The organism is Oscillospiraceae bacterium NTUH-002-81, assembly GCA_032620915.1.
Classification (GTDB): domain Bacteria; phylum Bacillota; class Clostridia; order Lachnospirales; family Lachnospiraceae; genus JAGTTR01.
The window spans coordinates 339,053-353,702 of the sequence record CP136052.1; the positions used below are offsets into that span (position 1 = coordinate 339,053).

Annotated in this window: 11 protein-coding genes, 1 tRNA gene and 1 pseudogene; 10 read left to right on the forward strand and 3 right to left on the reverse strand. The window is 51.9% G+C overall.

All coding sequences use genetic code 11. The features are described 5' to 3' along the window. Positions 1-57: 57 nt before the first annotated feature. The 6 genes and pseudogenes from RJD28_01640 to RJD28_01665 all read left to right on the forward strand — a co-directional run bounded on the left by RJD28_01640 (position 58) and on the right by RJD28_01665 (position 6,418). Positions 58-1,500: an NlpC/P60 family protein gene (locus RJD28_01640; GenBank protein WNV58291.1), complete on the forward strand. Its 1,443-nt coding sequence runs from the start codon at positions 58-60 to the stop codon at positions 1,498-1,500. A 545-nt stretch (positions 1,501-2,045) separates the two neighbouring features. Then, positions 2,046-2,691 (forward strand): annotated as a pseudogene (gene trmB / locus RJD28_01645) (tRNA (guanosine(46)-N7)-methyltransferase TrmB). Between the two features lie 188 nt (positions 2,692-2,879). Further along, positions 2,880-3,194 (forward strand): thioredoxin, encoded by a 315-nt coding sequence (trxA, locus tag RJD28_01650; GenBank protein WNV58292.1) that lies wholly within the window; start codon positions 2,880-2,882, stop codon positions 3,192-3,194. A gap of 140 nt (positions 3,195-3,334) precedes the next feature. Then, entirely contained in the window at positions 3,335-4,648 is a 1,314-nt protein-coding gene (locus tag RJD28_01655; protein WNV58293.1) for a 5-bromo-4-chloroindolyl phosphate hydrolysis family protein, read from the forward strand. A gap of 39 nt (positions 4,649-4,687) precedes the next feature. Beyond that, complete coding sequence (locus RJD28_01660) at positions 4,688-5,830, forward strand: toxic anion resistance protein (GenBank protein WNV58294.1); 1,143 nt, start codon at positions 4,688-4,690, stop codon at positions 5,828-5,830. A gap of 515 nt (positions 5,831-6,345) precedes the next feature. Further along, positions 6,346-6,418: transfer RNA gene (locus RJD28_01665), tRNA-Lys, on the forward strand. Between the two features lie 149 nt (positions 6,419-6,567). Here the strand turns inward: RJD28_01665 and RJD28_01670 are convergent. Further along, complete coding sequence (locus RJD28_01670; protein WNV58295.1) at positions 6,568-6,696, reverse strand: putative holin-like toxin; 129 nt, start codon at positions 6,694-6,696, stop codon at positions 6,568-6,570. 374 nt (positions 6,697-7,070) lie between these two features. Here RJD28_01670 and RJD28_01675 point away from each other — a divergent pair, with 374 nt between their 5' ends. Both RJD28_01675 and RJD28_01680 read left to right on the forward strand, forming a co-directional pair. Further along, the gene (locus RJD28_01675) at positions 7,071-7,289 is read left to right on the forward strand and encodes a helix-turn-helix transcriptional regulator (GenBank protein ID WNV58296.1); all 219 of its coding nucleotides are present in this window, start codon (positions 7,071-7,073) and stop codon (positions 7,287-7,289) included. A gap of 184 nt (positions 7,290-7,473) precedes the next feature. Further along, complete coding sequence (locus RJD28_01680; protein ID WNV58297.1) at positions 7,474-8,883, forward strand: hypothetical protein; 1,410 nt, start codon at positions 7,474-7,476, stop codon at positions 8,881-8,883. Between the two features lie 44 nt (positions 8,884-8,927). Here RJD28_01680 and RJD28_01685 read toward each other — a convergent pair whose 3' ends face one another. Continuing rightward, the gene (locus RJD28_01685) at positions 8,928-9,599 is read right to left on the reverse strand and encodes a Crp/Fnr family transcriptional regulator (GenBank protein WNV58298.1); all 672 of its coding nucleotides are present in this window, start codon (positions 9,597-9,599) and stop codon (positions 8,928-8,930) included. Between the two features lie 287 nt (positions 9,600-9,886). Here RJD28_01685 and RJD28_01690 point away from each other — a divergent pair, with 287 nt between their 5' ends. After that, positions 9,887-10,270 (forward strand): desulfoferrodoxin family protein, encoded by a 384-nt coding sequence (locus RJD28_01690; GenBank protein ID WNV59534.1) that lies wholly within the window; start codon positions 9,887-9,889, stop codon positions 10,268-10,270. Between the two features lie 3 nt (positions 10,271-10,273). Then, the gene (locus RJD28_01695) at positions 10,274-10,897 is read left to right on the forward strand and encodes a CoA pyrophosphatase (protein ID WNV58299.1); all 624 of its coding nucleotides are present in this window, start codon (positions 10,274-10,276) and stop codon (positions 10,895-10,897) included. A gap of 102 nt (positions 10,898-10,999) precedes the next feature. Here RJD28_01695 and nifJ read toward each other — a convergent pair whose 3' ends face one another. Then, complete coding sequence (gene nifJ / locus RJD28_01700; protein WNV58300.1) at positions 11,000-14,566, reverse strand: pyruvate:ferredoxin (flavodoxin) oxidoreductase; 3,567 nt, start codon at positions 14,564-14,566, stop codon at positions 11,000-11,002. Positions 14,567-14,650 lie beyond the last annotated feature (84 nt).

Sequence of the window (14,650 nt, forward strand, 5' to 3'; positions counted from 1 at the left end):
ATTTAATAATTTCGTAACAAATGCGAAACGAGAATGAAATGATTATTGGAGGACCTGATGAATAAATTTGTAGTCAGAACTGCGGCGTGCTGCCTTGCGGGGGCATTGCTGGTGGGAAATACCGGGATTCATGCGCAGGCTGCAGGGAAGGCATCTTCTTTCGGCGCAGGCATGTCTGTGAAACTGACACAGGCGTATGCCGTGAAGTCGGATGAGATTGACAAAGAGATTGAGAAAACATTGGAGGACGCTACGGTAGCGCCGGAAAACACAGAGAGCACCGTTGCCACTTTCGGCGCCAAGTTAAGTGCCGGTGCGGCAGCAGATATTTTAAAGGAAGAAGGCGCGGTATCCACAGCGGATGTCACAGCGGCAGAAGTACCGGCGCAGGAAGCACCTGTTCAGGAGGAAGCACCTGAGGCACAGCCGGAGCAGGCAGTGGAAACAGAGGAGGCAGTTCCTGCAGATGAGAGCACACCGGCAGATACCGAAGCAACTGGTGAGGAAACCGTTTCCGAGGAAGAGACGGAAGGTCAGACCGAAGATCTGAACAGCAATGAACTGGCAGAGGCGGAGAGCGTGGCAGATCCTGTGGAGACAGACAGTGAATATGCCAACATTGCCATCGCACAGGTAAGCAATTACGTGAATGTCCGGGACATCCCCAGTGAAGAGGGAGAGGTTCTCGGTAAGCTTTACAACAATTCCGCAGCGACTGTGGAAGGAGAAGAGGACGGCTGGTACAAGATCACATCCGGCAGCGTTTCCGGCTATGTGAAGTGTGAATACGTGGTAACCGGAGCAGAGGGAGAAGCCCTTGCCAAACAGGTAGGCCGTAAGGTTGCCGTGGTAACGACCACCACCCTGAAAGTCAGAAAAGAGCCCTCCACAGAGGCACCGGTCCTGGGACTGGTTCCCATCGAGGATGAACTGACCGTCACCGATGAGACAGACGGCTGGGTGAAGGTATCCATCGAGGAAGGCGACGGCTGGGTTTCCACGGATTTCGTATCCTGTCATCTGGAGTTTGTAGAGGCAGAGTCCAAGGCAGAAGAGGAAGCCAGACTGGCAAGAGAAGCCGCAGAGCGGGAATCCGCATCCAAGGCAGCATCCAAGAGTGACGCGAAGATCAGCGCATCCTCTTCCGGCAGCAGCAAGGGACAGGCCGTGGTCGCTTATGCGAAGCAGTTTGTGGGCAATCCGTATGTGTACGGCGGCACCAGCCTGACGAACGGTACAGACTGCTCCGGCTTTGTCATGAGAGTGTATGAGCATTTCGGCATCAGCCTGCCGAGAACCTCTGGTCAGCAGAGAAGCGCTGGATACGCAGTTGGCAGTCTTTCCGAGGCACAGCCCGGAGATATCATCTGCTACAGCGGACATGTGGCAATCTACATGGGCAACAACACCATCGTCCATGCAAGCTCACCGAAGACCGGTATCAAGATTTCTTCACCGGCCAACTATCGAACCATCGTAGCAATCAGAAGAATATTCTAATCCTTATACAAAGAAGGACGCCTGCGGGCAGTGTCATTTGGGTAGGACATTGTCAGCGGGCGTTCTTTTTTGTATGATATAAAAAAGTGGTTTGCAGGACATCATGCAGGATCCGGCATGGGGAAAGCGCCTCCTGTCACGGCAATGATTTTGAGAAAGGGCAAAGTGCACAAAAAATAAAATGTCAATAAAAAACGATTTTTAATTATCCAAAATGTGGGGATTAGTTTTCCACATGGATAAACGCAGGAAACGGGATAAAATCGAGTTATACACGAAGTTATCCACATTATCCACAGAAATTCGTGTGGATAATGTGGGGATCTTGGGGAAAATCAGGAACGAATGTTTTGTAAGATTATCATAAAATGTCGATTCCGGGGGAAAAGATACGAAAATCTATTGACTTTTCAATAGTTTGTAAACGGCAAAATGTGGAAAAAGGTTATAGAATATTCAGACAATATTGGGCAAACAGAAGCTTTTCAACCGGGGAGAAATCGTGTACAATAAGACTGTCATTAAAATAGCAGGAGAAGAAGAATATGCGTCTTAGAAATATCAGAGGCTCCAGAGAAGTGATCGGAGCCAGTGACTTTGTGATTCATGAGCCAAAAAGAGTGCCGTGGCGCCTGGCGGGAGGTCTTTGGAAACGAAAACCCCATTCATATAGAGATCGGTATGGGAAAGGGACGTTTCTTAAGCGAGCTGGCAGCGCTGCACCCGGACATCAATTATGTGGGCATTGAGAAATATTCCAGCGTGCTGCTGCGGGCCATCGAGAAGCAGCAGGAGGATCCCCGGGACAACCTGAAGTTTATCCGGATGGATGCGGAGGAGATCGCGGAGGTATTTGCGCCGGACGAGGTGGAACGGATTTATCTGAATTTTTCTGATCCGTGGCCGAAGGATCGTCATGCCAGACGGCGTCTGACGTCCAGACAGTTCCTGGCGCGTTACGACCAGATCCTTGTGCCGGAGGGCCGGGTGGAGTTCAAGACCGATAACCGGCCTCTGTTTGATTTTTCCCTGGAGGAAGTGGAGGCAGCGGGCTGGAAGCTGTCGGCCAGCACCTACGATCTGCATCGGGATCCGGTGCTGAATGAGGGAAATGTAATGACCGAATATGAGGCAAAGTTTTCCGCACTGGGCAATCCCATACATAAATACATTGCCTATCGAGTAAAATAAACAAAAACGGGAGCGTTTCATGGGAAAACGATGCCGATGCTGTCGCAGACGATGGTGGCTGCACAGGGAAAAGTGCTGGAATCAGCGGCTGCTCTGCCTGCGGCGTCATCTGGACGAGGTAATGAATATTTTAAACGGAAAATAAGTTACAGTTCCCTGTAACCTATACACATAGAAGAGAAGGAGAGATGAATATGGTAAAAGTATTGAGCAGTACAGATTTTGATGAGAATGTAACGTTGTCTGAAATCCCGGTGCTTGTGGATATGTATGCAGACTGGTGCGGCCCGTGCAAGATGATGGCCCCGGTTGTGGAGGAGATCGCCGAGGAGACCGAAGGACAGGTGCTGGTGTGCAAGCTGAACGTGGATCAGGCCATGGATATCGCCCAGAAATATAAGGTGGTGAGCATTCCGACTTTCCTGATTTTCAAGGGCGGACAGCTGACAGACCGGGTGATTGGTGCAACAGATAAGGAAGATCTTCTTGAAAAGCTGAAATAGGCAGAGGCCGGTGCGGAAGGGTAACTTTCTCACCGGCATTTCTTTTCTTTGCCTGACGTCAGAAAGCCCATTGCTTTTGAAAAGGGAATCTATTATAATTTCAGTAGAAGCAGATTTGACGTGATTTTGGGAGGCGTAAAATGTCAAGAAATGACTGGTATAATCTGGGAAATGATATTCGGGACATTGTGCAGAATGCGGTGGATACCCAGGATTTTGATAAACTGAACCAGGCCATCAATGGCGCCATTACGGGCGCCATCAAGACGGCAGAGGAAGGCCTGAAAGATGCCGGGATTTTGCCGGATGCGGCGCGGTATGCCGATCAGACGGCAGCAGCGGGGCAGCCCAACGGGACATCAAGGGAGGCCGGGCAGAATGGCAGATCTGGTGTTTCCGACGCAGGCAGTCAGGGGACAGGTGCCGGAACGGAAGGCTATGCGAGAACCGCGTCGGGAAGAGGTGCCCAGGCAGCGGCTTCCAGGCGTGCGTCAGAGCGCACCGGCCAGCGCAGAAGCTCGGAGCTGTTTGCATCGGTGAGCAATCAGGCGGCAGCGGGAATCGTCATGATGATTCTGGGCTGGTGCGGCGTCGCGTTCTTTGGGTTCTGGACGCTGATCTTTCTTATTGGGACGATCGTTCTTTTTGATGGTGCGGCAGTGGTGCTGGTGCTCATTATGGCGGCGCTGTTTGCGGCTGTGCTGTTTGTGGCCGTCAAAGGAACGAAGAAGTACCTGCGTGCCCGGAGATTTCCCAAATACATAAAGGCACTGGCCGGAAAGACTTATGCCAATGTGGAGGATCTGGCCCGTTTTGTCGGGAAACAGGTAAAAGACGTGCAGAAGGATCTGCAGTACATGATTGATAAGAACTGGTTCCTGGAGGGACATCTGGACGAGAAGAAGATGTGCCTCATGGTGACCAACGAGGTTTACCGGGAATACCAGGCGACTGCAAACCGGGCAAAGGATCTGGAGAAGCAGAAGGAAGCGGCGAAGAAGGCTGCCCAGGAGAGCGGCATGACGCCGGAGGTGCAGGCGGCCATTGAGGAAGGCGAGGCATACGTCCGCCGGATCCGGCAGAGCAATGATGCCATTCCGGGAGTGGAGATTTCGGCAAAGATCTCCCGGATGGAAATGATCGTGCAGCGGATTTTTGAGCGCATCGCCCAGCACCCGGAGAACCTGTCAGATATCCGCAGACTGATGGAATATTATCTGCCCACCACGGTGAAGCTTCTGGGAGCCTACGAGGAGCTGGACCGGCAGCCAGTACAGGGCGAGAACATCGTGAACTCCAAGAAGGAGATCGAGGCTTCCCTGGATACGCTGAATGTGGCTTTTGAAAATCTGCTGGATGGCCTGTTCAAGGACACGGCCTGGGATGTTTCCACGGACATTTCCGTGCTGCACACGATGCTGGCCCAGGAAGGGTTGACGGGGAAAGATTTTTAGAAATAAAATTTAGAAAAAAGAGAAAGTGAGGATAAAAGCATGGATGTTGATGTAAAGGATATGACAGTGCCGACCCTGACCTTTGGTGCGGAGACAAAAGAGATGCCCACAGTGGTGGAGGAGACAGCGGTGGCCGAGACACAGGAGCCTGCATGGGATGACAGCCTGCTGTCCGATGAAGAACGGCAGATGGTGGACAATTTTGTGGGACAGATCGATCTGGACAATTCCAATGCGATTTTACAGTATGGCGTGGGAACCCAGAAGAAAATGGCTGATTTTTCCGAGACAGCGCTGAAAAACGTGAGAACCAAGGATCTTGGCGAGGTGGGAGATCTGCTCTCCGGTGTGGTAACAGAGCTGAAATCCTTTGATGCCGAGGAAGAGAAGGGATTCCTGGGATTTTTCAAAAAGCAGTCCAACAAGATCACTGCCATGAAGGCAAAATACGACAAGACAGAGGTTAATGTCAATAAGATTTGTGACGTTCTGGAAGGACATCAGGTACAGCTGATGAAGGATGTGGCCATGCTGGACAAGATGTACGATCAGAACCTGGCATATTTCAAAGAACTGTCCATGTACATTCTGGCCGGAAAGAAAAAGCTGGCACAGGTGCGGGAACAGGAGCTGCCCCAGCTGCGGGAGCAGGCACAGCGCAGCGGTCAGCCGGAGGATGCCCAGGCAGCCAAGGATCTGGAAAACAAATGCGAGCGTTTTGAAAAGAAGATCCACGATCTGGAGCTGACCCGGATGATCTCCATCCAGACGGCACCCCAGATCCGTCTCGTACAGAACAACGACACCCTTATGGTGGAGAAGATCCAGTCCACCGTTGTGAATACCATTCCGCTGTGGAAGAGCCAGATGGTGCTGGCTCTGGGCGTTGCACACTCCAATCAGGCCGCAGAAGCCCAGCGGGAAGTTACTGATATGACCAACGAGCTGCTGAAGAAAAATGCAGAAAAGCTGAAAATGGCCACCATCGAGACTGCCAAAGAGTCCGAGCGCGGCATTGTGGATATGGAGACGCTGAAAGCAACCAACGAGTCCCTGATCTCCACGCTGGATGAAGTCATGAAGATCCAGCAGGAAGGACACCAGAAGCGCCAGGAGGCTGAGGCAGAGATCAACCGTCTGGAGAACGAGCTCAAAGGCAAGCTTCTGGAAATGAGAGGGTAGAAGCTTTACAGAAATTGACAGAGCATGATATAATGAGCGTAAAAGAAAAGGAAGCGACGTCGAAGACGGCATTTACTTTTCTTACGCCATTAATGAACGAACAGCCTGTGTAGCAGGCGATAGAGCGCGTTAGCGCGGGTTCGTGATATAATAATGCACGCAGGGAAAAATAAGCGGCTGCGTTAGCAGACATTTGTTTTTCACAAGATGGGCAGAGTGCTTGTGCGGGTGTTGTAGTTGTAGTCTATATAGTTCTGTGGGGGAATGATAATCCGCATAAGATTCTGATGTGCGCAGGAGAAGTGGCATCTCCTGCGCACTATTTATGTTCTGGGAATCTGCCATGCGGGCTTCTCGGGAAACATGTGTTGGGGTATTTGTTGATAAGAAGGAACACGAATAGACAGATTTTTATATAAAATTAACAAAACTAAAAAAATAAAAAAAAAAGGCTTGCTTTTTTCTAAAGGCTATTATATAATAATTCTTGCGTTGAGGAACGCACCAAACGATAAGCGCTTTTAGCTCAGTTGGTAGAGCACCTGACTCTTAATCAGGGTGTCCAGGGTTCGAGCCCCTGAAGGCGCACTATAAGCACTGTTTTCGACGGAAGAGCCGTCGGGGGCGGTGTTTTTTGTTATATCTTTTGTCGAAAAAATCGAGTTGACATTTCACAGGCGGACTGCTATCCTGAATATAACAAAGAGATGCTGTCGATAGACGGTTAGCCCTTTATGCTAAAAAAATAACCGCTTAGTTTTTCGGGCTGGGGCGGTTATTTTTTTTGCAATCTTATAGACAAGACTTATAATCGCAACGATTAGAAGACAGAATTGTATCAAATCTGAATATGTAACCATTGACATCACCCTCCTTTCTGGAGGGCTTTTTTATACCCTCCGAAGAGGGCTAACCGCCTACCGTTATTGGCAGCATCCCATAGAAAGACTATAACAGATAGAATTTGACTTCACAATTATAATCATTCGACAAAAAACGATGCGAGTGGCGAACGTGCTTTGTATTGTTATGTAAAATATATTTGACACAACAAAGAAGATAATGTAAAATATAATTGACAAAAAGAAGAGGATATAAGTCCACGAAAAAGGATATAAAACGTGTCGGAGCAGAAAGGCTGGAAGAATAAGTCATGGACAGGATGAGATGTTGTGGACGGGGCAAGTGGTAACGGAGCGTGTGACAGATAAAGAAGCGATTAGAAACAGAGGAATGATAGATGGGAAGAAATGAACGAATGCGGCAGGCGCGGCAGGATGCAGGTCTGTCCCAGGAAGAACTGGCCAGGAGGATTGGTGCATCCAGGCAGACAGTGAATATGATCGAGCGGGGGGATTATAACCCATCGTTACATTTGTGCATCAGCATCTGTCAGACGCTGGGGAAAACGTTGGACGAGCTGTTCTGGCCGGAGCATGAAACATCACAGGAGAAATAATGAGCACAGAAAGGCACAGGAAGACCAGAGACGCCAAATGAGTGCAGAAGGACGACGGGAGACCAGAAGGGCCAGAGGAATGTGGAAAGGCACAGAGGGGCCGAGCGGTTTGTGAATACGGATAGGAAGAATGAAAACCGGTACGTGAGAGCGTTGACTGAAAAGGGCAAAAGGAGGAGAAGGAATGAAAAAATTGCTGACATTATGGAGAACCTTGTGGAGCGGGGAGGAGACGACCCGGGATGAGCGGACGAAGGAGGAGCTTCGCAGTACCTGGCTTCTGGTCCTGGGTGCAGGCTGCCTTCTCCTGCTGGGGGTGACGGTATATTATCTGGTGCGGCAGGACGTGAACCGCAGCCAGCTGGCGGCCGGGATCACGGGGATTGTGGCGCTTCTGGCGGGGGGCCTGGGGTTAAGCTGCTGTTTTCGGGGGGTTTTGCGTGTGGCTGACCGGTGGAGCGGCCGTCTGGTGGTGCTGGCGGGTGTGTTGTCCATGGCGGTGCACTGGGGAATGGTGGTGCCGATCCGTCAATATTTTCAGAGCAGTATTTTCTTCGTGGATTTTCTGCTGATCGGAGCGGTGGTGTTTTATCTGCTGTGCAACAGTGCCTACTGTGCATATGAGACGCTATGGAGAGAGCGGGAGGAGGCACAGGACGCAGAAGATGTGAAGACGACAGATGCGGATGTGTTGGAACAACGGGCACTTCGACGTTTTCGAAAGAAACGGGCCTGGTGTGTGGTTCTTTTCCTGGCGGCGGTGGCTGTACCGGCGTTATTGCAGAGCGTTGTGTTTTCAGACCGGGTGATGGGACAGGCGCAGCGGCAGTATGAGATCAGTGAGGATGCGGCCCGGACACCGGAGTATCAGGAGCTGGAAACGCTTGTCGAAAAATGGCAGCAGCGGATGGACGGCGACTGTGCGCTGGTGACCCGTGGAGCCCTGCGGGCAAAATTTTTCCCGGAGGAGAATCCTTCTTATGAAAATGGCGGCTGTCTGTATCTGAAAACGGATGAGATGCAGATGCGCATCGGTTTTGTGGGAACGGAGCTGATCCAGAGTGAGTATGTGCTGCCGGAGGAAGAGGATTATCTGCGGGCGCACTACCTGTATCACAACGGCATCTGGGAGCGGATGGAGGACATTGAGGCTGCCCAGCATCATCAGGATCCGGATTATCCGGTGAGTATGTGGGATTATGAACTGGAGGGTATGACGGGATGGACGGTGGAGATTTCGCCGCTGTGGATGAAGGACAACGTAGAAGTGACCACGCGGGGCGGAATGACCGTTTACCGCTATGCATACAGCGAAGATTATCTGAAGGAGATCACGAAGGATCTGGGAAAAGATGAGCAGAGCAACTGGATGGTGGTACAGGCGCTGGAGATGACGGCGGATGCCGACGGCAATCCGGTGACATGTACCTGGGAGCTTCGCCATAAGGCCGAGGGGACAAAGGAACAGGCCACAGAGCGGCTGACAGGACAGTTTTTGCCGGATGTGGATGTGGCCGGATTGCAGGAAGAGATGTGTGCCTCCGGGCCGTACGTGCCGGACGCAGCGCAGAAAATATGGGAAGAAGAGAGATAACGATAAAGTATTAACAGTGATGGCCCGCAGAAAGCGTAAGGTAATCACTCCTCCGAAACGAGCCACTCCGGCACCAGTACCCGCACGTTTCGCCGCTGGACGTCCACCAGTCCTTCCTCCCGCAGCTTTTTCAGCTCCCGCATCATGGCGCTGCGGTCGATGGACAGATAATCGGCCAGGGTGCTTAAGGTGAAGGGCAGCAGGAAAGTATCAGTACCGCTGCGGATGGACATGATATGGAAATAGCTCTTTAATTTACCGCGGATGCTGCGCTGGCTTAAGATTTCCACTCGTTCTCCCAGCTTGGTGGCCTTCTGGGACATGAGCAGCAGAACATTTTCGATGAGGTGGGAGTGTCCTTCGCAGGCCTTGCCGCAGGGGGTGAAAACGTGGCGGTAATCAAAAAAATGGATCTGGCAGGTTTTATGGGCGAGAACGGAATAGTTTTCCAGATTTCCGGCATGGAGGAAGAAGATTTCCCCGAAAACATCACCGGGAAGCAGCTGTTCCATGAGGGTCTGGGTGCCGTCAGCGGAAATGCGGACGATGGCGGCCTCGCCCTCTGTGAGCAGGCCGATTTTCCAGGGGCCGTTTCCATAGGAACAGACCCACTCGCCGGCCTTGTATTTGCGGGTGCTGATATGAAAACAGGTTTTCATCTGTGCCAGGTTCAGAGGTGCGATTCCGGCAAACAGCTGGCTTTCTGCTTCTGTCATAAAAAGACCTCCATTTCTCTGAAAAAAGTTTAAAAGTGTGACATTTGCAACAGAATAAGCGTATACCTTATTCTATAATAAAACCATACCAAATGTCAAATCGAAAACAAAACGAAAGAGAACAAAAGGAAACCATAAACAACAGCCGCTCCATCGATCATACATCATAGCTTCCATGCGAGGATATCCGGTAAAGCAATGGAAATCATATAGGAAGCGTACAGAGGCGGGCGGCCAATGAAAAAGAAAAGGAGGTAGCTGTGGGAGATACCTGCAGCGAAGAGCGTATGAGTAAAGTAAAATTTTATATCTGTGAACACTGCAAAAAGATTGTGACTGTTTTGACGGATGCACCGGCACCGCTTACCTGCTGTGGAGAGGCTTTGAAGGAGCTGCAGGGCAATGTGACGGACGCTGCGGTAGAGAAGCACCTGCCGGTGATCGCTGTGGACGGCAATCAGGTGAAGGTAACCGTGAGTTCTGTAGAGCATCCCATGGTGGAAGTGCATTACATTGACTGGGTATGTCTGGAGACAGAGAAGGGCATCCAGGTGCATCATCTTACCGTGGGCGAGAAACCGGAGACGGTGTTCGGCCTGGCAGATGGCGACAAGGTAGTTGCCGCATATGCATACTGCAATCTGCACGGACTTTGGAAAACCGAGGCGTAAAACATGTTGGATCTGGAGGTTCTGAAAAAACATAAACCATCGTTTATCGGATTGGAACAACAGAGAAAATTCTCAATATGCATCCCCCTTCTGGCCGGTAAGGCCGGATGGGAGGTGCTTTTTGAGGTTCGTTCGGAAAAGATCGGCCGCCAGCCCGGGGATGTCTGCTTTCCCGGCGGGGCGGTGGAACCGGGGGAAGACCCGCTGGATGCGGCTTTCCGGGAGACGCGGGAGGAGCTGTGTGTCCAGCAGGAGCAGATGGAGCTCATCGCGCCGCTGGACTGGTATCTGAACTATAGTGGGAATCTGATTTTTCCCTATGCGATGATTTTGAAAAATTATGAGAATACGTGGAGCCCGGATGAGGTGAAGGAGACATTTACCGTGCCGCTGTCGTTTTTTCTGGAAACGGAGCCGGAGCTGTATGTGTCGAAGCTGCGGGTGGAACCCGACGAGGCGTTTCCCTATGACCGGATCCGGGGCGGTCGGGAGTACCCGTGGAGAATGGGAAAACATCAGGTATATTTTTACCAGTACGGGGATCGGGTCATCTGGGGCATGACGGCCCGGTTGATACTTTCGTTCGTGGATATTTATAAGAAAGAGACAGCACAGGACAAAAAATAAATTTTAATCAGAATGATTTGGAAGAGGATTCTTTTATAAAAGAACTGCCACAGACGATCCACAGATTTAGATATCTGTTGGAATATCTGTGACAGTTTTACTTTACGCCTCTTTTTTCACGGGTTCGGGAATGGAATCGGGTTCTGCTGCCATTCTTGCATATTTCTCATAGCGCTCGATGGCATTTTCCTCCGCCATGGCAAAGAGCTTGTCGGAAACATCCGGGAATTCCTTGGCCAGGGAGGAGTAACGCACCTGGTTCATGATGTACTGGCGGAAGCTCTTGGTGGGCTTCTTGGAATCCAGGGTAAACGGATTCTTGCCGGCTTCTTTCAGCAGCGGGTTGTACCGGTACAGATGCCAGTAACCGGACTCTACGGCGTCAGCAGCGTTGCGCTGGGAGTGTCCCATGCCCTCTTTCAGGCCGTGGTTGATGCACGGTGCGTAGCAGATGATCAGGGACGGGCCGTCGTAGCTCTCTGCCTCGCGGAAGGCTTTGATGAGCTGCTCCTTGTCGGCACCCATGGAGGTCTGTGCCACGTACACGTAGCCGTAGGACATGGCCATCATGCCCAGATCCTTTTTCTGGATCCGTTTTCCTGCTGCGGAGAACTTCGCAATAGCGGCTGCCGGGGTTGCCTTGGAAGCCTGACCGCCGGTGTTGGAGTAAACTTCCGTGTCGAATACGAGGATGTTGATGTTTTCCCCGGATGCCAGCACGTGATCCAGTCCGCCGTAGCCGATATCGTAAGCCCATCCGTCACCGCCAACTGCCCAGATGGATTTCTTTACCAGGTAGTCCTTGCGGGCCAGGATGTTGTCGATATCTTTCTTTAACATGGCGTCGTCCACGGTGCCCATCTCGTCGATGACCTGCAGCAGCTGTGCGCTCTTGGTCTTGGACGCTTCGCCGTCGTTTCTTGCCTCGATCCACTCATCCACAGCTTCCTTTAATTGCTCGGGGATATCCCGCTGGAGCATGTCTTTCATGGTCTGGGTGATCTTATCCTGCATGTGCGCAGCGGCCAGCAGCATGCCGTAGCCGAATTCTGCGTTGTCCTCGAACAGAGAGTTGGACCAGGCCGGGCCTCTGCCGTTTTCGTCTGTGGTGTAAGGCATGGACGGTGCGGATGCACCCCAGATGGAGGAGCAGCCGGTGGCGTTGGCAATGATCATCCGATCCCCGTACAGCTGGGTCAGAAGCTTCATATAAGGAGTCTCGCCGCAGCCTGCGCAGGCACCGGAGAACTCAAAATACGGTTTTACAAACTGGCTGCCCTTGACGGTGAACTTGTCTGCGTCCTTTGCTTTTGACGGAATGCTCATGGCGTAGGTCCAGTTCTGCTTTTCATGAACCACATCGGCGTATTTTTTCATTACTAGTGCAGGCTCGGGTGCTTTACAGATGTCAGCGCAGTTGCCGCAGCCCAGGCAGTCCAGAGGAGATACCTGGATCCGGTACTCATATTTGTTCAGGTTTTTACCGGTGGCTTTCAGTGTGTCGAAGCTGTAAGGCGCTTTCATTTTTTCTTCCTTGGTCAGCAGTACCGGGCGGATGGCCGCATGCGGGCAGACAAAGGAACACTGGTTACACTGGATACATTTATCCGGCTGCCACTGGGGCACGTGGGAAGCCACGCCGCGCTTTTCGTAAGCGGAGGTGCCGGTGGGGAAGGTGCCGTCCTCCATGCCTGCAAAAGCGCTGACCGGCAAGTCGTCGCCCTCGCGCTTGGCCATGGGCAGCAGTACCTCGTCGATGAATTTCGGCAGGTTGGTGCCTTTTTCCTTCTGTTTTTCCAGAAGCTTCCAGTCCTCGGGGATGGTGACACGGATCACCTCGTCAATGCCGCAGTCCACCGCCTCACAGTTCATGGCAACGACTTTTTCACCTTTTTTACGGTAGGTTTTTTCAATTCCTTCTTTTAAATAGGTGATGGCATCATCCAGCGGGATCACGTTGGTGAGCTTGAAAAATGCCGCCTGCATGATCATATTGATGCGGTTGCCCAGGCCGATGCGCTCGGCGATCTGGGTAGCGTTCACAATGTAAAAATTCAGTTCTTTCTTGGCAATGATGCGCTTCATTTTCTCCGGCAGCCTGTCGTTGAGCTCTTTCTCCGTCCAGATGCAGTTCAGAAGGAAGGTGCCGCCTTTTTTCAGATCCTTCAGCATGTCGTACTGCCGGATGTAGGACTGATTGTGGCAGGCTACGAAATCTGCCTGGTTGATCAGGTATGCGGACTGGATCGGATGTTTGCCGAACCGCAGGTGAGACACGGTCAGTCCGCCGGATTTCTTGGAGTCATAGTCAAAATAACCCTGGGCGTACAGGTCGGTCTTGTCACCGATGATCTTGATGGCTGTTTTGTTGGCACCGACGGTTCCGTCAGATCCCAGACCCCAGAATTTACATTTGATAGTTCCTTCCGGTTCTCTTGCAATGCCTTCGATGAAGGGCAGAGAGTGGTTGGTCACATCGTCCTCAATACCGATGGTGAAATGATCCTTCGGCCGCTTATGATACAGGTTATCATAAATGGACATGATCATGCCCGGGGTGGTGTCCTTGGAGCCAAGGCCGTAGCGGCCGCCGTAAACCTCCGGCGCGTTTCTCTGGGCATAAAGCATGGTGCGCACATCCTGGTACAGAGGCTCTCCGAGAGCGCCGGGCTCCTTCGTCCGGTCAAGCACAGCGATGCGCTCTACGGTCTTCGGCAGCACATCCAGGAAATACTTCCGCACAAACGGGCGGTACAGGCGCACCTTGATGAGGCCGACCCGGTGGCCCTGGGCGATGAGGGTGTTCATGGTTTCCTCGATGGTTTCACAGACAGAGCCCATGGCAACGATGACGTTCTCGGCGTCAGGGGCGCCCACATAGTCGAAGGGCTTGTAGCTGCGGCCGGTGAGTTTTTCCAGCTCCTTCATATAATGGACAACCACTTCCGGGATCTCATCATAGAATTTGTTGGCAGACTCTCTTACCTGGAAGAAAATGTCCGGGTTCTGGGCAGTACCGCGGATTACCGGGTGCTCCGGATTCAGGGCACGGTTGCGGAACTCCTGTACAGCATCCATGTCGATGAGCTTGCCGAGGTCATCGTAGTTCAGCACCTCGATCTTCTGGATCTCGTGAGAAGTACGGAAACCGTCGAAGAAATGCAGGAACGGGATGCGGCCCTTGATGGCGGACAGATGGGCAATGGCTGCCAGATCCATGACCTCCTGCACGGAGTTGGATGCCAGCATGGCAAAACCGGTCTGACGAGTGGCCATGACATCAGAGTGATCACCGAAAATATTCAGTGCATGGGTGGCAAGGCTGCGGGCGCTGACATGCATTACGCCGGGCAGCAGCTCTCCTGCAATCTTGTACATATTGGGAATCATGAGCAGCAAACCCTGGGATGCAGTGTAAGTGGTGGTAAGGGCACCTGCTGACAGGGAACCATGGAAAGTACCTGCCGCGCCGGACTCAGACTGGAGCTCAGCGATCTTGACGGTCTGCCCGAACAGGTTCTTACGGCCGTAGGCTGCCCACTCATCAACCTGCTCCGCCATGGGAGAGGATGGTGTGATAGGATAAATGGTAGCAACATCTGTGAATGCATAGGATACATGTGCGGCAGCGGTATTGCCGTCCATAGTTTTCATTCGTTTGTTATTCATAATATACTCCCCTTTCGTTCCGACTGACCGGGGCTTTTGTGCGCCTCCGACCGGATTGGGCCTATCGTAGCACGAAATAACAGG